The organism is Enterococcus sp. AZ149, from assembly GCF_051714285.1.
Classification (GTDB): Bacteria; Bacillota; Bacilli; order Lactobacillales; family Enterococcaceae; genus Enterococcus_D; species Enterococcus_D entomosocium.
This window is the reverse complement of the sequence record NZ_JBIORO010000001.1, coordinates 665,788-685,000: the sequence shown is the minus strand read 5'-3', so window position 1 is coordinate 685,000 and position 19,213 is coordinate 665,788. Positions and strand designations below refer to the sequence as shown.

Genomic DNA, 19,213 nt, shown 5'->3' with positions numbered 1-19,213 from the left:
GCGACTTCGCAACTCGTTGTACTTCCCATTGTAGCACGTGTGTAGCCCAGGTCATAAGGGGCATGATGATTTGACGTCATCCCCACCTTCCTCCGGTTTGTCACCGGCAGTCTCGCTAGAGTGCCCAACTAAATGATGGCAACTAACAATAAGGGTTGCGCTCGTTGCGGGACTTAACCCAACATCTCACGACACGAGCTGACGACAACCATGCACCACCTGTCACTTTGCCCCCGAAGGGGAAGCTCTATCTCTAGAGTGGTCAAAGGATGTCAAGACCTGGTAAGGTTCTTCGCGTTGCTTCGAATTAAACCACATGCTCCACCGCTTGTGCGGGCCCCCGTCAATTCCTTTGAGTTTCAACCTTGCGGTCGTACTCCCCAGGCGGAGTGCTTAATGCGTTTGCTGCAGCACTGAAGGGCGGAAACCCTCCAACACTTAGCACTCATCGTTTACGGCGTGGACTACCAGGGTATCTAATCCTGTTCGCTCCCCACGCTTTCGAGCCTCAGCGTCAGTTACAGACCAGAGAGCCGCCTTCGCCACTGGTGTTCCTCCATATATCTACGCATTTCACCGCTACACATGGAATTCCACTCTCCTCTTCTGCACTCAAGTCTCCCAGTTTCCAATGACCCTCCCCGGTTGAGCCGGGGGCTTTCACATCAGACTTAAGAAACCGCCTGCGCTCGCTTTACGCCCAATAAATCCGGACAACGCTTGCCACCTACGTATTACCGCGGCTGCTGGCACGTAGTTAGCCGTGGCTTTCTGGTTAGATACCGTCAAGGGATGAACGTTTTACTCTCATCCTTGTTCTTCTCTAACAACAGAGTTTTACGATCCGAAAACCTTCTTCACTCACGCGGCGTTGCTCGGTCAGACTTTCGTCCATTGCCGAAGATTCCCTACTGCTGCCTCCCGTAGGAGTCTGGGCCGTGTCTCAGTCCCAGTGTGGCCGATCACCCTCTCAGGTCGGCTATGCATCGTTGCCTTGGTGAGCCGTTACCTCACCAACTAGCTAATGCACCGCGGGTCCATCCATCAGTGACGCAAAAGCGCCTTTCAACTTTCTTCCATGCGGAAAATAGTGTTATACGGTATTAGCACCTGTTTCCAAGTGTTATCCCCTTCTGATGGGCAGGTTACCCACGTGTTACTCACCCGTTCGCCACTCTTTTTCTTTCGGTGGAGCAAGCTCCGGTGAAAGAAAAAGCGTTCGACTTGCATGTATTAGGCACGCCGCCAGCGTTCGTCCTGAGCCAGGATCAAACTCTCATAATGATTTGTTTGAATGACCATACGGTCATTAAGCTCATAAAAATTAACTTTGCTAGCTATTGCTTGCATGTATTTGTTTCAATAAATTGAAACGTCCTACACATTGGTTCGTTTGCTTGCTTTGTTCAGTTTTCAAAGGTCTACCGTGCTGTGTTAGCAACTTTTATATCATACCAGAGCGAGAATTGATTGTCAACTCTTTTTTAAAAGTTTTTTTCGCTCGTTGTTTTTCAACTTCGCAGCGGCTGTCTCAGCGACTTCATTAGAATAACAAACGATTTGTTATTTGTCAACAACTTTTTTTAATTAATTTTGTTGATGTATCAACATCGATTAACTGTTTTAAAATTGCGACTTCGTTATAATATCATCTGTTTCATTTTTGGTCAAGTCTTTTTTTGAAGTTTTTTCAAAAGCATTTTTGACCCGCTGACTCAATTGCCAACGTTGACTAATTTACCATTCTTCTTGACTTAGGTCAAGGAAATATTTCATTTTATTTACAAAAAGTTTTCAATAAAAAAAGACCGTTGTAACGGTCTTCAGCCTTTTCGCTAGTATTCAGGTGCTAAAAGAACGGAACGCCTTCGATCTTATAGTCTTCAATGATCTTACGAAAGATATTGGGCTCTTCCCACGCATACCCCTCTGGCAGCTGTTGCGTTTGTCCTGCTTCTTGTGTTTCAAAAACAAATAAAGGAATATTTTGCGTATCAATATTTCCGTTTGTGAGTTCAACGAGTTCGATCGCTGTCACATCAAGGTGAATACGGTCTTTAAACAATTGTAAGATCGTAGCCAAGCCGGTTTTATCTTCAGAAAAATCCGTTGACGCTAATTCCGCAGTGCCTTCGTGTATTTGCATCAAAAATCGTTTCGAACCATTTGTTAAGTGCATCATAACTGTACCCGCTACTTTTTTGGATCCCAAAATACCCACCTCAGTTATTCATCTGTTTGTAAACTAATTTTAGCACATTTTCAGAAAATATGCACGATTATCTGTTGCTGTTTTCTTTTTCTAACATTTCTTTAGCTTCTTTCACCCACACTGGTAAAGCTTCTCCAACCGTACGGAAACCAATCCGCTTATTCTTATTTGTAAAGTAGCGTTTACGCTTAAAGGGTGGCTGAACAAAACTTGTTTCCAATGTACGGCGGGACAAACTGATCTTTTGGCTGTATTCGTCAATATCAATGATTTGTACATGGATTTTTTGGCCGATCTGTAAGACTTCATGGATATTTTTAGTAAACCCGGATTGGATCTCTGAAACATGGATCAAGCCTTGCGTTTCTTTATCTAACGAAACAAATGCACCATAGGGTTGAATCCCAGTGACTGTTCCTTCTATAATGTTCCCGATTTGATAATTCATAGTCTTTCCTCTCTTTTCCACTTTCATTATACTTGAACTAGTGGTAGATTTGAAGCATCAGAAACAACGTTACACAATATAGGAGGGAAACGCATGATCAATTTTGACAAAGTTCATCCGCGCTTAAATACCAATAGCGTCAAATGGGATACGATTGCAAAAACCTATAAGGAAGAAAACTTATTGCCGCTTTGGGTAGCCGACATGGATTTTCTGGCACCAGAACCAGTGAAAAAAGCTTTAGAAAAAGCAGTTGCCCAAGGGATCTATGGGTACTCCACCATCCCTGATTCGCTGCTTGAATCCATCATCGATTGGCAGCAAAGACGTCATGGTTATACCATCAATAAAGAAGCGATCCTTTTTAATAGCGGTGTCGTCCCTAGTATTGCACTAGCGATCCAAAGTTACACCCAAGAAGGAGATGCCGTACTGATCCACGATCCGGTCTACCATCCCTTTGCCCAGGTTGTCAAAAACAATCAGCGTACCTTAATTCAAGAACCGTTACTGGAAAAAGATGGCCACTTCGTCATCGATTTTGAGGCGATGGAACAAACCATCATCGAAAAGAAAGTAAAATTGTTTCTTCTATGTAATCCTCATAATCCTGGCGGACGCGTGTGGTCAAAAGAAGAACTCCTGATGATCGGCCGGATTTGTCAAAAGCACCAGGTGGTCGTTGTCAGTGATGAGATCCATCAAGACATCGTTTTTGCGCCAAATCACTTTGTCTCTTTCCAAACAGTCGAGCCAAGCTTTGCCGATTTTTCGATCATTTTGACTTCAGCAACCAAGACCTTTAATTTAGCTGGGATCAAAAATTCGATGGTATTTATCAAAGACCAAACCTTGCGCAGCCAATTTGCAAAAACACAGGAACGTAACGTTCAAGGGGAAATCAATACGTTTGGTTTGGTCGCTACTGAAGCAGCGTATCGTGAATCTGAAGCATGGTTAGAAGAACTATTGTCCTACTTAGAAGCAAATCGCACCTTTGTCTGCGACTTTTTGACTGAACAACTCCCAGCAGTGACGTTTCAAAAGCCCGAAGGTACTTATTTGATCTGGCTGGATTTTTCTGCCTATGGCCTAACGGATAATCAGCTACAAAGAAAACTGATTAAAGAAGCCAATGTCGTATTGAATCAAGGAAATATCTTTGGTCCCCACGGCAGTCACCATATGCGGCTGAACTTTGCCTGTCCTAAAGAGCTATTAGAAAAAGCACTCAATCAAATCGCCGCTGCGTTTAAAGACCAACCGATCGATTAACGCTTACGTGTAAAAAAAGAACCCTAAAGCTGCCATTTCAACGGTCTCCTGAGGATGACCGTTGAAACTGCTTTTGGGTTCTTTTTGTTTTATTCGCTGATTTCGATCGTTTCGATCACTACATCGTGCACCGGACGATCTTGTGGTCCCCGTTGCACGCCAGCGATTTCATCAACGACTGACATTCCTTCGATCACATGACCGAAGACTGTGTGACGGAAATCTAACCAAGGAGTACCACCTGCTTGATACGCTTCGATGATTTCAGCTGGATAACCAGCACCTTCTAATTGACCTAACATGTTGCTAGGAACATTTTGATTGTTTACGATGAAAAACTGGCTGCCGTTAGTATTCGGACCAGCGTTTGCCATGGATAAAGCGCCACGAAGATTGAACAATTCTTTTGAAAATTCATCTTCAAAGCTGCCACCATAGATGCTTTCGCCGCCCATCCCTGTACCAGTTGGATCGCCGCCTTGAATCATAAAATCAGGAATGACACGGTGGAAGATGATCCCATCGTAATACCCTTTTTTCGCTAATTCAACGAAGTTTTTCACTGTTTTTGGTGCCAATTCTGGGAACAATTGTACAACTACATCCCCACGATTGGTTTTGATGACTGCTTTATGGCCAGTTTGTTTTTCTAATGCTAACTGTGGAAATTCAGACACATTAACTCCTCCTTCTCTCTCATAAATCCATGATAGCAGAAAATTGAAAAAATGCTAGTTTGGATAATTTTTGCTATAATAAAGCTATTCGTACACTACGAACACGCTTCACCCCAACGTGGTTAGAAAAGAGGAATAACATGGATATTTTTGATATAACGATTATCGGCGCGGGACCTAGCGGGATGTTTTCTGCTTTCTATGCCGGTATGCGTAACGCCAAAACCAAAATCATCGATAGCTTGCCGCAATTAGGCGGTCAGCTTGCTACTTTATACCCAGAAAAATACATCTACGATATCCCAGGTTATCCGAAAATCAAAGCGGGCGATCTTGTCCAAAACCTGGAAAAACAGTTGACGACCTTCAATCACCAATATTGTTTAGAAGAAACCGTCTTGTCGGTCGAAAAACAAGAAGACTATATCGAAGTCACTACCGACAAAGGAATCCATTACTCGAAAGCCGTGATTTTGGCTTTAGGAAACGGCTCCTTCCAGCCGCGCAAACTGACTTTGCCAGAAAGCGAGCGGTTTGAAGGATACGGCTTAGACTATTTTGTCACCGATTTGATGAAGTATGCCGGACGCAAAGTAGCGATCGCCGGTGGCGGCGATTCTGCCATCGATTGGGCATTGATGCTGGAGCCGATCGCTAGTGAAGTCTACTTGATCCATCGCCGTCCTGAATTTCGTGCTCATGAACATAGCGTCAGCAAATTACAAGCTTCTGCCGTCAACATTCTGACTCCTTATGTGATTCAAGAGCTCCAAGGAGAGCAACGTTTGACTGGTGTCTCGTTGCAGCAAGTCAAAGGTGATGAAACGGTCAGCCTTTCATTGGATGCTTTGATCGTCAATTACGGTTTTTCTTCCACATTGAACATCAAGGATTGGGGCATGAAAAGCAGCCGCCAAGGAGTCTTCGTCTCTTCAGATATGAGCACGTCTGTTCCTGGGATCTATGGCTGTGGGGATGTCGTTTTATACGATGGAAAAGTCGACCTGATCGCTACTGGTTTCGGGGAAGCCCCAACTGCGGTGAACAATGCACTCCATTACATTGATCCCAAAACGCGGACGCAACCCGCCCACAGTACGAGTCTTTTTAAGGAGTAGCTGAGATGAAACAAGTTGGTCTTGCCACCTATACTCTCCCTTTACAGGGGGAGACCCTCACTGAGCAAATGGTTCAGTATCTGGAAGCCTTCGATCATGCCGAAACGGCGGTCCACAATCTAGCCGTTGCCCAAGAAGCCAAAGGATTGGCAGAACGGTTTCAAGTCAATGCGGATAAAGCTTACTTGGCAGGACTGCTGCACGATGTCAGCGTCGTCATCCCTAATGACCAGCGAATCGCCTTGCAGATAGCAGTAGGCGAACCGATCTTAGATGCGGAGCGGCAAGCACCTTTTTTGCTGCATCAGCAGCAATCCGCTTTGTTGGCAAAAACGGTTTTTCAGGTGTCTGATCCAGACATTCTGTCCGCCATCAGCTGTCATACCACCTTAAAGGCCCAATATAGTCGTCTCGATCTGATCGTTTTTTTAGCCGACAAAATCAAATGGGATCGCAAAGATCAAGCACCTTTCTTAACCGGTTTATTAGAGCGCCTCGATGATTCCTTGGAATCTGCCGCTGGCTATTATATGGACTGGCTCTTTGCCGGTGACTTAGTGGTCCCCCATCCTTGGGCAGTGGCAGCCAAAGCAGAACTAGCAAAAACCTGTGCTTCAATGGATGTCAGAAGGGACTAAAACCCAAATGGCATTGGCTGCAACTGGAATAAGGCACTACTTATGATTGCAATCCATCAGTCGCATGTTGACTTTTGAATAAACTATTTTTACATGGAGGGGAACTATATGGTATTAGAAAGCAAAACACTTGAAGACAAAGCAAGAGAATTGTTGGCCGACCGCGGTGTCTCACTGCAAGACATCGGGGAATTGGTGATGTTCTTGCAAAAAGATTACATTGAAGGCATCACGTTGGAGATGTGTATCGAAAGCGTCAACGCTGTCTTAAGCAAGCGGGAAGTCCACAACACGATTTTGACGGGTGTCCAATTGGATATTTTGGCAGAAGAAAATCAACTGCTGCATCCACTGCAAGAAATCGTCAAAGAAGACGAAGGGCTTTATGGGATCGATGAGATCCTCGCACTATCCATCGTCAATGTGTACGGCTCCATCGGTTTTACTAACTACGGATACATTGATAAAGTCAAACCGGGCATTTTGAAAGAACTGAATAAGCACGACGGTCCCCGCGTTCACACCTTTTTAGATGATATCGTAGGTGCCATTGCCGCTTCTGCCGCAAGTCGCTTAGCCCATCAACACCCAAGTAAATCTCATTACATTACGCAATAAAAAAAGACCGACGATCCGCCTTCTTCAAAGGAAGTGGATCGTTGGTCTTTTTTTCATTACGCTGTTTTTTTCAAGCCTCGTTTTCCCCACCAATAGAAAGCAAAAAAGAAGACTTCAATCAAGACAAAAAAGAGAATAAAGCAATGCATGAAAAACGTTTCTGGCAATACGTTGATGATCGGATCGGTGGCTGGATTAAATAGCCAATCGTCGTTACTGAAGAAAATCTCATGGAACGTAACGAAAAAGCGATCAAAGCCGACTGCCATCAAAAACCCGAAAATCAGCGGCAATATCATCCCCCATTGAAAAGGACGAATCAAGCGCCATTGCTGTTGGTTTTGTCGTAGCCGATTGACGAACCAGATACTGGGCAGCAACGTGACGATCATCACAGCATAATTTAATAGAAACAACTGTTTTACATCGTAGAAATGACCAGCCCCCGCTTCAGACATTGGAAAATCTGGCAAGGCGAGCGTACTTGCAAAGGGATTGTTTAGAAAATCTAACAATAAGCCATAGTTCTTCAACAACTCTTCTCTTGTTAGCGAGGTATAATCCAGCAGATTTAAGTGATCGACATCAAACCAATATAACGGTCGAAAATTGATCGTTAGGGTGATCGCTAGACTGACCAAAAACAAAAACAAGCAGACAAATCCTAAGCGTTCAAGCCACACTTGTTTTTTCATTGTTCAAAATCCCACTCATCTAAAGAATCAACCACATAGGTTGGTGCTACCGGTAATGTCGGCACCGCCGCTTTCGGGGTAAAGCCAGATAATACGAGCAAAGAATCGATCCCGTTTTGGATCCCCGAACGGATATCCGTTTCGTAATTGTCCCCCACCATCAAGACCTCTTCTTTTGATAAGCCGATGTGTGCCACCGCTTTTTCCATAATGATCGCTTCTGGTTTGCCAATAAAAATCGGTTGCATTTGGGTGGCAGTCTCCACCATTGCAATCAGTGAACCCGCACCTGGCAACAAGCCTCTTTCCGTCGGGATATTTTTGTCTGGATTGGTCCCGATAAAGGTAGCTCCTTTTTGGATCGCTAACGTTGCTAAAACAAATTTTTCATACGTCACGTGGTTGTCTAAACCAACCACGACATAATCCGGATTGGTTTCTTCCCACTCAAATCCAGCAGCTAAGATCAAATCGATCAACCCCGCTTCGCCGATCACAAACACTTTGCGGCCTTTGCCATGGTCTTTCATAAAATCGATCGTTGCCAAGCTTGCGGTATAGATCGTTTCTGGTGCCACGTGAATCGAAAATTCATCCGCCAATCGCTGTGCCACGACTTCGGGACTGCGGGTCGTATTGTTGGTCACAAATAAATAGGGCAGTCCTTTTTCTTGTAAGGATTCTACGAAGCGTTTCCCAGCAGGGATCGGCTCTTTTCCTAAATAAATCGTGCCGTCTAGATCAATCAAATAGCCTTTATATTTCATCTTATTCTTCCCTTTGTCGAATCGTAAACTCTTTTTTGCCTTTTTTCACCGTAGTTGTTTCGGTTTTTTTGACGTTTTTTTCTTTTGGTTTACGATTTTTGATCGTTGGTTTGCTTTTCTTCTGCGGAATTGCTTCACGCTTTTCTTCTATATGTGCGTTTTGTTGTGTAGTTTGATTTTGATTCGTTTGAGCTGGCTTTTTCTTACGTCTTCGGGAGGTACTTTTTTCTTTCTTGCCGCCAACCCTCTGGATCACGAAATAGGCACAACCGAAGTTGCAATACTCATACAAATAGTCTTCCAGCATGTCAATGCGCTGATCGGGTAATGCTTTGCGGTTATCCTTTTCAAAGAAGCCTTTCAAGCGTAGCTGTTCATAACCCCAATCACCTACGATATAATCATAGCGTGCCAAAACTTCACTGTAACGCTCACCAAGTTTTTCAGGATCGAAGCCTTCACGATAATCCATGACCAATTTGTATTGTCGATTGCCAATCATTAATTCTTCATCATTCAACAAAGTCACCAACTCGCCTTTTTGCGGTTGTTTCGCTGGTTCTTCAATAATTTCTTCTAGTACAGATGTCATTTCATCTGTGATCGTTTGTTTTTCGGTCATTTTTTCACCACCTGCTGTTTATTATACCTTGTTTTATTCCTCAATGATAGTCGCGGTTTTCCTCAAAAAACCACTGGAGGAGTACCAACTACTGAATAGGGTATTTCTGACTCAAGTAATCACCGACCACCGTCCGAATAAAGTCTGGAAAAAGAAACTCAACAGTTCCAGCAATCTCGATCGTCGGGAAAAACGGAATAAACAAGTAGTGATCCACAAGAGTCAACGTGTAGCTTTGAGAGACATCAACTGGTTCTTGCTTCCACAAAACTTGGTGGTTTTTTTCATCAAAGCGAATGCCTTCATAAACCAGTTCGCCAAAAATCTTCCCTCGAAAGCCCATTCCCATAATTGGAAAATTGCGCAAAAAGTTGCGATTTTTTTCCATCTCTAAGACCAATCGAATGACATCCGCGCCTTGCAGCGTCACCCGAATCAAATGCATCGGATGAGGCAAAATCGTGTGCAGCTGATCTTGATCGACCCGTCCTTGTGGCAAATCATCTAAAAATAGCCCCGTATTTAAGATGGCGGCATCCGTCTGTCCTTTGGCACATAATGCCAAAAGTGCCTCCCGAACCAAGGAATGTTGACTTTGCCAATCCCTCGTAAACGCTGCTGGAATTTCTGCCACCTGATTTGCCCGCAACAAGCGATGACCGATCGATAGATATTCGACGATCTCTTCCTCATCTTGCGGAAAAGCCACCAGCGAATCAGTCGGAATCACACGTGCACGATGCTTGATCGGGCGGTGGTGTTCATCTAAGACCACTTCGACTTCGCCAATGTTAAAACCAAACTTGCCAGCTGCGCCAATTTGAACCCCATTGATGACTTCGCCCTTTTCAAACAAATGGTGCGTGTGGGAACCTAAAATAACATCTAGTTCTGGAAAGTCCCTCGCAATCTGGCGGTCAGCATTGATGCCTAGATGGCTCATCAAGACCAGCAGATCGACCTCGGGGCGCAAATGCTGCACCAGTGAAGGCAAAATCTCCAAGGGTTCGCGAATGTCCCAACCGTTGGGGGCATATGTCAGCGGAAACGGTGCTGTAAAAGCGATCAGACCGATTTTGGCTCCTTGATTGCTTTCCATGATTTTGTATTCTTGTGCCCATTTGGGTGGACGTAAATCCTGTTTATCAAATAAATTGCCTAAAATGACAGGAAATTCTGCTTGGTCATATAAATGCTGCAAGACCTCTTTGGGATTGCCGACCCCTTCATTGTTCCCAATCGTCACCGCATCATAATGCCCTTGATTCATCAAGTCGACATTCGCCTTGCCGTCAGTTGCTTCTGTCAAAGGATGCCAGCGATCGACAAAGTCGCCTAAGTCGACCGCGATCACTGTCTCTTCGGTCGTATCCGCTTCTCGTTTTCTTTGATCCAAATAACGCCGCATCTTCGGCCAATGTTCTAGGTGGGAATGCAGATCGTTGGTATGGATAATCGTAATTTTTTCCATTGTGCGCCTCTTTTCAAATACGTCGCCTGAAATCACTATCCGTTTCTCTTGGCATCAAGGGTTGCCAGTAGAAAGACGACGGAATTCTCTACAAAATAAGCATAGCATAAAATCTCTGGGAAACCATTGGAATGCTTGGAAAAGAATGGTGACTTTTTGTAAAAAAGAAACAGTTACAGTGACAGTTGTTCAAAAGAAAAAATCACTTTTCTGACTGTAAAAAGGAAAGTGATTTTTTCTGGTTATTTGGGGGAATTGCAACCGATAACACGGCGGCGGCAATTTGTTGAAGCGAAAATAAAGAGTTCTTGAAACGACGATTCTATCGAATATCGAGAGCAGGTATTCCATGTTTCAGTTCGTCAGAACTACTGATTCTTTGAGAGTACAAAAATCGCCAACGGAAAAGTTATCAGAGTAAGGTTCTAAACAGGAATAAAGCCTTTGTATCAAAAATACAACTTACCCCTCTGAGAGCTGCTATCGATTGCCTAGATTTAAAGCAGAATACAATTAGAACAGCCCTTGGTGTCACAAAGACTTTCAGACAATAAAAAAACCTAAGACAGTCTGTCTCAGGTTTGAATGATCATCGATTCAATTAGTACTACTGCTTTCTTCAAAACAAGCAGTTTTTCAATCAGACACATGGAGAATCCTGCTTAGTGCTGCTTCCTTCCGGATCTGACACGCTTCACAAGACCTCCATTGTCCTAGCCTTTCGGCAAAACTTAGTATAACGTATTTCGTTAGAGATTGCCAGCCTTTTTTTGTTTTTTCTTTTCTCGTAATGCTCGGAAAAAATCTGTTAGCAGCTGGCCGCATGCTTCTTCTAAAATGCCGCCTTCCACATAGGACCAATGGTTGAAGCGCTCATCTTCCAATAAATTCATCAATGTACCAGCAGTGCCGCCTTTGGGATCGTAGGCACCAAAATACACTTCTTCCACCCGTGCCAATAACATCGCCCCACTGCACATCGGGCATGGTTCCAAGGTCACAAACAGCTGCGCTTGTTCTAAGCGCCAACTTCCGACAGTGCGACAGGCTTCCTCGATCGCAAACATCTCCGCATGCGCTGCGGCTTGTTGCTGCGTTTCTCGTAGATTGTGCCCACGACCAATGATTTTGCCATCCAAGACGACGACAGCACCGATCGGTACTTCTGCCACACCTTCTGCTTTTCGGGCTTCTTTGATTGCTTCTTCCATAAAGAACGCTTTTTCCTCGGCAGTCAAAGTACTTGTTTTTTCCACGACTTCACTTTCACTCCTCTACCTCGCACCATTTCGTGCATTTCCTTGTTAGTATAACGAAAAACGCTTAGAAAGACGAGAAAAACTCGCAAAGACCGATGTCCCTGCGAGTTTCAAATGGAATGATTGGCTTAAAAGACGGAATCAACAAAGCTCGTCAACTTGTCTTTGACATGTTCTGTCGAATCTTTGATGTTGTCTCCGTAAACAGAGATTTTGTTGCGGCCCTCATTGACTTTTTTCATCACACCTAACAACGAATCCAATTCATTGTCAGACAAGCCGTCTACGACATCCAACAATTTTTCATTGCCGTTGAATTTGTCATCGACAAATTTCTTTACTTTGTGTCGGTTGCAAGCGAAGCGTACTTTATTGAATACTTTGTCTGATACAACGACGGCAGTAGTGATCCCAGCGATCGCTGCAATGCTTAATCCAATCGTTACTTTTGATGATGTTTTCATATCGATCAGCTCCCTTATTTTGCTACTTCCATCATAGCACGAGGACTGAAATAAAAACACTATTTCGTTTAAATCGCTTTGAATCTTAATCCTTTTGGAAAGAAGTTTTTCACAGTTCCTTGGACTTGTTTTCCAAAACCGACGGGGATCTCATCGACTGTCAAAATCACCCATCCAGCATTTCCTGGCACGCTCATGGTTTCACCTGCCACATACTGCTGCCATTGCCGCAAAGTGATCGGCACTGTCGGTGCCCCTTCTTCTGCATGGATCGCCAATGCCAACGCATAACTAGGTTCGATCCGATTCTTCTTAACGACACCGACATGCAAACCTGGGCGCATAAACTTGATCCCTTTTAAAGAAGGCATTTCTTCAGGAACGAGCCAGAGGTTTTCTCCTAGCAGCTGAGGCGTCGCATTCAGTGTCTGTAAAAAAGGAAACTCCTTGCGAAAGGCTTGCCACAACTTTTGAGTTGCTGCATCCAATGGGCTCTTGGCTGTCGCACCTTTGCCTTTTTTCTTCTTTTTCACTGGTGCAGCTTCTGCTAGCGAGGTCAATTTCGCAGCGAAATGACCTTCTCCTTGGTTTAAATGCGGCCATAAGCGGATCGTTTTCTCAATCCCTGGTGCAGCTCCCCACTCGCTGCGCCCATGAGATACATTGGCCAAGTCGATCGCTTCGATCGTGAAGGGATACTCCTCCATTAACCAAGCCATCATCGCTTCGTTTTCTTCAGGGGCAAAGGTACAGGTGGAATAGATCAGCTGGCCCCCCGGTTTTAGCATCGCAACGGCTTGTGCCAAAATGTCTTTTTGCCTGATCGCACACTGATCAGGTGTTTCTGCCTGCCATTCTTCTAAGGCGACGGGATCTTTACGAAACATCCCTTCACCAGAACAAGGAGCGTCCACCACGATCTTGTCAAAAAACTGAGGAAAATGGCGACTCATTTCTTGCGGTGCCTGATTGGTGACGACTACATTCGGAAAGCCCCAACGCTCCACATTTTCTGATAGGATTTTGGCACGCTTCGGGAAAATCTCATTTGCTACAAGCAGCCCTTTTCCTTGTAATTGGCTTGCCAGCTGCGTTGTTTTGCCTCCCGGTGCCGCACATAAATCTAAGACCCGCTCCCCTGGTTGAGCGGCTGCGATCGTTGCCACGATCATCGCACTAGGTTCTTGGCTGTAGACATAGCCAGCTTGATGGAGCAACGAACGGCCTTTGACTTCGCCAATATAAGCCGCTTCTGCATAGGGGGCGGGTACAGCAGCTGGTCCATATTTTGCCAGCATCGCTTGTGCGTGCGGCTTAGCAACATTCAAGCGAAAGCCTTTGACTGGCTGATTATCGGTTAAAGCGGTAAAAAAAGCTGGTGCTTCTTCTCCTAGCAACCGTTGGTATTTTTCAATAAATGGTGTTGGTAATTGCATACTACCCCTCCTCGGCTTTTTTATTCTAGCGACTGAGAAGCAATTATGCAAGAATTCCTTGAGCAAATGGCAAAAAAACTGCAGCTGAGTGAAGTGGGCGATTAAATCGCTTCGACTTCTCTTTGCTGCAGACCTTTTTTTATTTAAAAATCGCTTTTTTGACACTGCTTTCGATGAATGGCTCAGAGACACGGTTGTCCCAGAATTTGATCAGTGGGCCCACTAAAAAGGCACTGATGAAGGTTCCGATCCCGATTGGCCCGCCTGTGAAGAGCCCAATCAAGGCAAAGGCAACGTCTTGAATCACCCGCACCACTCGATAGTTGGCTTTCGTCTGATCGACGATGGTTGGGGCGATCGCGTCGTAGGGGGCGCTACCCAAATTCGCTGACATATAAAACGAAGCACCGAAGGTAAAGAAGATGATCCCGATCAACAAGAACAAGCCTTGCTGCCACCAGTTATTTGGACCGACGGATAACCAATCAAAAACGTTGGTATAAAAGTCGATGAAAAATCCTGTCAGCACCATATTGATGACCGTCCCGATGCCGATATGACGACGGCCAAAGATAAAAATCAATACTAGGACAGCGATATTGATCATCAATTGATAGACCCCAAGGGATAACCCTAGCAGCTCGCCGACACCGATATTGGCTGCTGTGTATGGGTCTAGCCCTACTCCGCCGACCCGCAGCAATGCCGCCCCGAATCCTAAAATGGCGACACCAATCAACGCATAAAGCGAGCGTATTCCTGTTTCTTTTTTCATTAAAATTTCCCCTTTTTTCTCATCTGTTCTCTCAAGTATAACGAGAAAAAAGGAAAATGGGAATTTCAACGCTTCACAGGGCTCTTTGTAGGGAAGGGATCTGACTTAGTCATCTCCTTTGCTTCTATTGAAAAGCCAGCGGCAATAATCATTGCTATTGCGTATCTTAGTTTTCGTTTCTTACAGATACGCGTGCCTCGTCCATTACTCGGGCTTCACTGGAACCATCACTTCAAATATCTGCAATTCTTTTTGTGTGGTAAAGACTTCATCTTGCCATAACAATTCCCAAACATCGCCATCGATTTTCAACTGCTTCTCTTTTAGAAAGGCTTGGATGCGGTGGGTAAAAGCGGCAATTTGTTCTTCTCCCTCACTGACAAATCCAGAAACATACGTACCAGCGGGACGTGTGATGATCAGCTTTTCCGGATAGAGATGTAGCCGATCTTGGGGAATCAAGATCAATGCCCGATAAGGCGATGCGTGAAAAGTCTGATCCTCCAACGTCGTTCCTGCACTTAAAAAGCCGATGGGATAGCCACTGAAGGCATCTTTATAATCCACTAGCGGATAAAAACGGGCGTACACTTGATAAGCAGATTCTGGATCATCGCCAGCGATCTCTTCGGAAACGATAAACGCCTCTGCTTCGTGCTGCGCTATCGTAAAGGTCTCAAAATCGGCTTTCTGTACTTTTTCATAGCGCTGGATGTAGCGATCGAAGGTTCGTTCCAATTCTTGTAGCGCAGCGATTTTGTCACGGACTTGTCCTCGCCGTTCCACAAGTTCCTTTTGCGTATATTCCGGGTTGCGGTTTTTCAAAAATTGGCGAATGTCTTGCAAGGGCATGTCTAAAGAACGCAACATCAAAATCACGTCTAACTCAAGGCATTGTTCAAAGCCGTAATAGCGATAGCTGTTTTCACCAATCGATTGCGGTTTGAACAAATCGATTTGATCATAATAAATCAATGTGCGCCGACTCACGCCAGCATAAGCGGACATCTCACTGATGGTCAATTGTTTTTTCAAAAAAATTTCACTCCTTGCTTGACTGTAACGTAACGTTACAGTTTATTCTACCATAGAACGACATTTTTGGAGGGAAATCATGAAACAATTACAGTTATTTTATAAAGAAGAACGACGCTTCTTTTTCAGTTTATTTCTTTTGATGCTAGTCCAATCCTTCGGCACACTCTTGTTGCCGTATTTTTTGGCAAAAATCATTGATGAAGGGATCTTAAAAGTCGACACGACGGCCATTTGGCACAATGGCTGGTGGATGTTTGCCATTGCCATCGGCACCGTGATCGTCTCGGTAGGCGGTAGTTATTTATCTGCCCACCTTTCAGGAAAATTCGGGCATTTTTTGCGGATGCGCTTTTTCAAAAAAACACAAGAACTCTCTGTATCCGCTGTTGATGGCTATGGTACACCCACTTTGCTGGCACGTACCACCAGCGACATCAACAACATCCAACAAATTTTGATGATGGCGCTGCAAATGATTTTGCCAGCCCCAATGATCGTCGCAGCTTCGATTTTTCTAACCGGCACCGTCTCTTTACGGATGATTTGGGTCCCAATCGTAGCGATCCTATGTTTTTCAATGATCGCTTATGGGGTGATTCGCAAAGCGATCCCATTATCACAAATCACGCAAAAACTAGTCGATAACATGATGCGGATCTTACGAGAAACCTTTACCGGCGCTCGGGTGATTCGGGCATTTGACAAAGCGGCTTACGAAAAAGAACGGACAGATCAAACCTTGACGGAATATGCGAAAACCATGATTAAAGTCAATCGCCTCTTTGCTGTCTTGAATCCGACCGTCAACTTAGTAATGGGACTCTCGATTTCAACCATCCTAGTCTACGGCGGCTATCAAAGTCTTCAGGGCCACCTAGCTATTGGTAGTATTACTGCCATTATCGAATACACGATTTTGAGCCTTTGGTTTTTGACCATGGCAGCGATGGTGATCGTGATGGTGCCTAAAGGCTTGACTTCCTTACAACGAATCGAAGAAGTCTTAGAAGAACCAATTGATTTGATTGACGGTGACCAAACCTTAAAAAAATCCGCCTTGTCAGAAACGATCGCCGCTTTCAATCACGTGCAATTTACGTATGAAGGCGCCGAAGAACCTGTCTTAGAAGATATCAGCTTCGAGATCCACCGAGGCAAAACGACAGCGATCGTTGGAGGAACCGGCTCTGGCAAAAGCACCATCGCCAAAGCGCTGTTGCGTTTCAAAGATGTGACTGCTGGTTCGATCACGCTTTTTGGCCGCAACATCAAAGAGATCTCACAAGCCGAATTACGGGACCAAATTAGTTATGTCCCGCAAAAAGCGCTCTTGCTTAGCGGCACGATTCAAGAAACCTTGCGTTTCGGCAATCGTCCAGCAACCCATGAGGCGATGGCAAAAGCCGCTGAAGTTGCTCAAGCCAAGTCATTTATTGAAGGCTTGCCTGAAGGTTATGAAAGTCCGGTTGCTCAAAAAGGCAGCAATTTCTCTGGCGGTCAAAAGCAACGATTGAGTATTGCCCGAGCGCTGACAAAGCCCGCAGAAATCTACTTCTTTGACGACAGCTTTTCTGCTTTGGATTATCAAACAGACGCCAACTTGCGGCGTGCATTGAAAGAATACACGAAAGATGCCGCCGTCATTATCGTGGCTCAACGGGTATCGACCGTCAAAAATGCCGATCAAATCATTGTCTTGGATAACGGCAAAATGGTCGGTAATGGAACCCACGAAGAATTATTACGCACTTGCCAAACTTATCAAGAGTTTGCCTCATCTCAAGGAATGGGAGGAATGAAGGATGAGTAAACAAACAATGGATACACCAAAAAACATGAAACATACAAGCCGGCGCCTACTTCGATTACTAATGGAACAAAAAGCCCGCTTTCTGCTGATCATCGTCTCTGCCTTGTTCTTTTCCTTACTAATGTCCATCGCCCCTTTGATCTTGGGACGTGGACTGGATAATCTGATCGCCTTGTTTCAACAAGAAGGCTGGCAGATCAATGATTTTTGGCAAAGTATTTTAGGTCCAGTCGTCCTTTTAGCAGGAACCTGGCTTTTGATTAGTCTCTTTTCCTTGCTACAAGAGTATACGATGGCCAGTGTCAGTGAAACCCTGACCTTGACTTTACGCAAACAAATCAGTGACAAATTCAATCGCCTGCCTATCAGTTTTTACGACAAACATCATACCGGCGATATTTTAAGCCGAGTGATTCTCGATTTAGATAAAGTGTCCGAAGTCTTACAAGTCGGTTTGATGCAGCTGATCACCGCAACCATCAGCATTACCTTCGGCTTGATCGCCATGCTTTATCTCAGCCCATTACTGACGATCGGTGTGGTCCTGATTTTGCTTTTGAGTGCTTTTGTGACCACCGTTCTCGCACGAAAAAACTTGAGCTACTTTACCAAAAACCAAGAAACATTAGGTGCAGTCAGCAGTCGTGCGGAAGAGTTTTATACCGCAAATCCGCTGATCAAATCCTACAACCAGCAAATTGCCGTTGAAGCGGAAATGGCGGAATTGAGCGAAGCTCAATTTAAAGCTTTTCGGAAAGCACAGTTCGTCAGTGCAGCTATCAATCCTTTCGTGCGCTTTATCAATCAAATCGGCTTTATCTTAAGCGCCGTCGTTGGTGGTCTGATGGTGTTGCAAGGGCAATTATCCATTGGTCTTGTACAAGCCTATCTGCAATACATCAACCAAGTGTCTGAACCGATCACGCAAGCTTCTTATATTATGAATACCTTGCAAAGTGCCTTAGCATCTCTCGAACGAATTTTTGAGATCCTTGATTATCCTGAAGAAGAAACAGCGACCCAGCAACTGCCGGTACCGCAAACCATCAAAGGAAAAATCGATTTCCAACACGTCTCCTTCGGCTACAACAAGGAAAAACTCCTGATGGAAAACGTCGAATTTTCCGTCAAACCAAAACAAACGGTTGCGATCGTCGGACCAACAGGCGCTGGAAAAACCACCATGATCAATCTTTTGATGCGCTTTTATCCTTTGAACGGTGGAAAGATTTTGCTGGACGATCAAGACATGATGTCCTTTTCGGCACCGGCAGTACGGAAAAAATTCGGTATGGTGCTGCAGGATACATGGCTGTTCCAAGGAACCATTGCTGAAAATATCGCATATGGCAATCCCGATGCCACTCGGGAAGACATCTTGGCTGCAGCCAAAGCCGCCCAATGCGACCACTTCGTGCGGACCCTGCCCAACGGTTACGATACCGTCATTGGCTCCGAAAGCGAACTGTCTCAAGGACAACAACAATTATTGACGATCGCCCGGGCGATTTTAGCGGACCCAACGATCCTGATCCTTGATGAAGCCACCTCCAGTGTCGACACTCGGACGGAACAAATGATCCAAACGGCAATGGATCGTTTGACCCAAGGAAGGACCAGTTTTATCATCGCCCATCGTCTTTCTACCATCAAAAATGCCGACTTGATTCTAGTGATGAAAGACGGCTCCGTCGTCGAAAAAGGCTCCCATACTCAATTGCTGGCACAAGATTCCCTTTACGCCCAACTATATAACAGCCAGTTTGCAACTGCTTGATGAAAAAAGACAACGTGATTCTTTAAAAGAATTATCGTTGTCTTTTTTCTAAACTTAGATAAATTTTGTAGGAAGAGTTTTATTTTCTAATCATCAAATAAGTAGTCATCTGG

At 44.7% G+C, this 19,213-nt stretch carries 18 protein-coding genes, 1 rRNA gene and 1 other RNA gene (1 of these 20 cut by a window edge); 6 read left to right on the top strand and 14 right to left on the bottom strand.

Going from position 1 to position 19,213, the window contains the following annotated elements:
- From IGI94_RS03140 to IGI94_RS03130, 3 genes are all read right to left on the bottom strand, one after another.
- Nucleotides 1-1,284, bottom strand: a 16S ribosomal RNA gene (locus tag IGI94_RS03140) (it extends 276 nt beyond the left edge of the window).
- Nucleotides 1,285-1,849: 565 nt separating this feature from the next.
- A complete protein-coding gene (locus tag IGI94_RS03135; RefSeq protein WP_008378091.1) occupies nucleotides 1,850-2,212 on the bottom strand; it encodes a hypothetical protein in 363 nt (120 codons plus the stop codon).
- Between the two features lie 67 nt (nucleotides 2,213-2,279).
- Entirely contained in the window at nucleotides 2,280-2,660 is a 381-nt protein-coding gene (locus tag IGI94_RS03130) for a CvfD/Ygs/GSP13 family RNA-binding post-transcriptional regulator (RefSeq protein ID WP_087665110.1), read from the bottom strand.
- 93 nt (nucleotides 2,661-2,753) lie between these two features.
- Here IGI94_RS03130 and IGI94_RS03125 point away from each other — a divergent pair, with 93 nt between their 5' ends.
- Entirely contained in the window at nucleotides 2,754-3,935 is a 1,182-nt protein-coding gene (locus IGI94_RS03125; RefSeq protein WP_087665109.1) for a MalY/PatB family protein, read from the top strand.
- A gap of 89 nt (nucleotides 3,936-4,024) precedes the next feature.
- Here IGI94_RS03125 and IGI94_RS03120 read toward each other — a convergent pair whose 3' ends face one another.
- Nucleotides 4,025-4,612 carry a peptidylprolyl isomerase gene (locus IGI94_RS03120; RefSeq protein ID WP_005227659.1) on the bottom strand — a complete coding sequence of 196 codons (588 nt, stop codon included), beginning with the start codon at nucleotides 4,610-4,612 and terminating at the stop codon, nucleotides 4,025-4,027.
- A 140-nt stretch (nucleotides 4,613-4,752) separates the two neighbouring features.
- On the opposite strand from IGI94_RS03120, the gene IGI94_RS03115 reads away from it, so the two are divergent.
- The 3 genes from IGI94_RS03115 to IGI94_RS03105 all read left to right on the top strand — a co-directional run bounded on the left by IGI94_RS03115 (nucleotide 4,753) and on the right by IGI94_RS03105 (nucleotide 6,986).
- Nucleotides 4,753-5,730: an NAD(P)/FAD-dependent oxidoreductase gene (locus tag IGI94_RS03115; protein ID WP_008378083.1), complete on the top strand. Its 978-nt coding sequence runs from the start codon at nucleotides 4,753-4,755 to the stop codon at nucleotides 5,728-5,730.
- Between the two features lie 5 nt (nucleotides 5,731-5,735).
- The gene (gene yqeK, locus IGI94_RS03110) at nucleotides 5,736-6,368 is read left to right on the top strand and encodes a bis(5'-nucleosyl)-tetraphosphatase (symmetrical) YqeK (RefSeq protein WP_087665108.1); all 633 of its coding nucleotides are present in this window, start codon (nucleotides 5,736-5,738) and stop codon (nucleotides 6,366-6,368) included.
- A 108-nt stretch (nucleotides 6,369-6,476) separates the two neighbouring features.
- Complete coding sequence (locus IGI94_RS03105; protein WP_005227653.1) at nucleotides 6,477-6,986, top strand: phosphatidylglycerophosphatase A family protein; 510 nt, start codon at nucleotides 6,477-6,479, stop codon at nucleotides 6,984-6,986.
- Nucleotides 6,987-7,042: 56 nt separating this feature from the next.
- On the opposite strand, the gene IGI94_RS03100 is transcribed toward IGI94_RS03105, so the two are convergent.
- The 10 genes from IGI94_RS03100 to IGI94_RS03055 form a co-directional block, all read right to left on the bottom strand.
- Entirely contained in the window at nucleotides 7,043-7,681 is a 639-nt protein-coding gene (locus IGI94_RS03100; RefSeq protein WP_008378077.1) for a TIGR01906 family membrane protein, read from the bottom strand.
- Entirely contained in the window at nucleotides 7,678-8,448 is a 771-nt protein-coding gene (locus IGI94_RS03095; RefSeq protein WP_008378075.1) for a TIGR01457 family HAD-type hydrolase, read from the bottom strand. The genes IGI94_RS03100 and IGI94_RS03095 overlap by 4 nt, the downstream gene beginning before the upstream one ends.
- 1 nt (nucleotide 8,449) lies before the next feature.
- Nucleotides 8,450-9,070: a YutD family protein gene (locus tag IGI94_RS03090; protein ID WP_005231988.1), complete on the bottom strand. Its 621-nt coding sequence runs from the start codon at nucleotides 9,068-9,070 to the stop codon at nucleotides 8,450-8,452.
- 88 nt (nucleotides 9,071-9,158) lie between these two features.
- Nucleotides 9,159-10,541 (bottom strand): bifunctional metallophosphatase/5'-nucleotidase, encoded by a 1,383-nt coding sequence (locus IGI94_RS03085; protein WP_438899423.1) that lies wholly within the window; start codon nucleotides 10,539-10,541, stop codon nucleotides 9,159-9,161.
- A 633-nt stretch (nucleotides 10,542-11,174) separates the two neighbouring features.
- Nucleotides 11,175-11,261, bottom strand: an RNA gene (gene ffs / locus IGI94_RS03080) — signal recognition particle sRNA small type.
- Nucleotides 11,262-11,290: 29 nt separating this feature from the next.
- The gene (gene tadA, locus IGI94_RS03075; RefSeq protein WP_005231990.1) at nucleotides 11,291-11,797 is read right to left on the bottom strand and encodes a tRNA adenosine(34) deaminase TadA; all 507 of its coding nucleotides are present in this window, start codon (nucleotides 11,795-11,797) and stop codon (nucleotides 11,291-11,293) included.
- 131 nt (nucleotides 11,798-11,928) lie between these two features.
- Nucleotides 11,929-12,264, bottom strand: a complete 336-nt coding sequence (locus IGI94_RS03070) for a hypothetical protein (RefSeq protein ID WP_005227636.1) — start codon at nucleotides 12,262-12,264, stop codon at nucleotides 11,929-11,931.
- 68 nt (nucleotides 12,265-12,332) lie between these two features.
- Nucleotides 12,333-13,700, bottom strand: a complete 1,368-nt coding sequence (locus IGI94_RS03065) for an RsmB/NOP family class I SAM-dependent RNA methyltransferase (protein WP_438899422.1) — start codon at nucleotides 13,698-13,700, stop codon at nucleotides 12,333-12,335.
- A gap of 139 nt (nucleotides 13,701-13,839) precedes the next feature.
- Nucleotides 13,840-14,475, bottom strand: coding sequence for a YczE/YyaS/YitT family protein (locus IGI94_RS03060; protein ID WP_008378064.1), 636 nt, complete (start codon nucleotides 14,473-14,475; stop codon nucleotides 13,840-13,842).
- Between the two features lie 204 nt (nucleotides 14,476-14,679).
- Complete coding sequence (locus IGI94_RS03055; protein ID WP_016611256.1) at nucleotides 14,680-15,483, bottom strand: MerR family transcriptional regulator; 804 nt, start codon at nucleotides 15,481-15,483, stop codon at nucleotides 14,680-14,682.
- 106 nt (nucleotides 15,484-15,589) lie between these two features.
- On the opposite strand from IGI94_RS03055, the gene IGI94_RS03050 reads away from it, so the two are divergent.
- A complete protein-coding gene (locus tag IGI94_RS03050) occupies nucleotides 15,590-17,323 on the top strand; it encodes an ABC transporter ATP-binding protein (RefSeq protein ID WP_061053783.1) in 1,734 nt (577 codons plus the stop codon).
- Nucleotides 17,316-19,100 carry an ABC transporter ATP-binding protein gene (locus IGI94_RS03045; protein ID WP_005231996.1) on the top strand — a complete coding sequence of 595 codons (1,785 nt, stop codon included), beginning with the start codon at nucleotides 17,316-17,318 and terminating at the stop codon, nucleotides 19,098-19,100. Before IGI94_RS03050 ends, IGI94_RS03045 begins: the two co-directional genes overlap by 8 nt.
- The last annotated feature ends 113 nt before the right edge of the window (nucleotides 19,101-19,213 follow it).

Coding starts and splice junctions, on each gene's coding strand:
- IGI94_RS03090 (WP_005231988.1), bottom strand. CDS start 9,070: ATGACCGAAAAACAAACGATCACAGATGAAATGACATCTGTACTAGAA.
- yqeK (WP_087665108.1), top strand. CDS start 5,736: ATGAAACAAGTTGGTCTTGCCACCTATACTCTCCCTTTACAGGGGGAG.
- IGI94_RS03050 (WP_061053783.1), top strand. CDS start 15,590: ATGAAACAATTACAGTTATTTTATAAAGAAGAACGACGCTTCTTTTTC.
- IGI94_RS03055 (WP_016611256.1), bottom strand. CDS start 15,483: ATGTCCGCTTATGCTGGCGTGAGTCGGCGCACATTGATTTATTATGAT.
- IGI94_RS03125 (WP_087665109.1), top strand. CDS start 2,754: ATGATCAATTTTGACAAAGTTCATCCGCGCTTAAATACCAATAGCGTC.
- IGI94_RS03045 (WP_005231996.1), top strand. CDS start 17,316: ATGAGTAAACAAACAATGGATACACCAAAAAACATGAAACATACAAGC.
- IGI94_RS03105 (WP_005227653.1), top strand. CDS start 6,477: ATGGTATTAGAAAGCAAAACACTTGAAGACAAAGCAAGAGAATTGTTG.
- IGI94_RS03085 (WP_438899423.1), bottom strand. CDS start 10,541: ATGGAAAAAATTACGATTATCCATACCAACGATCTGCATTCCCACCTA.
- IGI94_RS03115 (WP_008378083.1), top strand. CDS start 4,753: ATGGATATTTTTGATATAACGATTATCGGCGCGGGACCTAGCGGGATG.
- IGI94_RS03100 (WP_008378077.1), bottom strand. CDS start 7,681: ATGAAAAAACAAGTGTGGCTTGAACGCTTAGGATTTGTCTGCTTGTTT.
- IGI94_RS03070 (WP_005227636.1), bottom strand. CDS start 12,264: ATGAAAACATCATCAAAAGTAACGATTGGATTAAGCATTGCAGCGATC.
- IGI94_RS03095 (WP_008378075.1), bottom strand. CDS start 8,448: ATGAAATATAAAGGCTATTTGATTGATCTAGACGGCACGATTTATTTA.
- IGI94_RS03060 (WP_008378064.1), bottom strand. CDS start 14,475: ATGAAAAAAGAAACAGGAATACGCTCGCTTTATGCGTTGATTGGTGTC.
- IGI94_RS03130 (WP_087665110.1), bottom strand. CDS start 2,660: ATGAATTATCAAATCGGGAACATTATAGAAGGAACAGTCACTGGGATT.
- IGI94_RS03065 (WP_438899422.1), bottom strand. CDS start 13,700: ATGCAATTACCAACACCATTTATTGAAAAATACCAACGGTTGCTAGGA.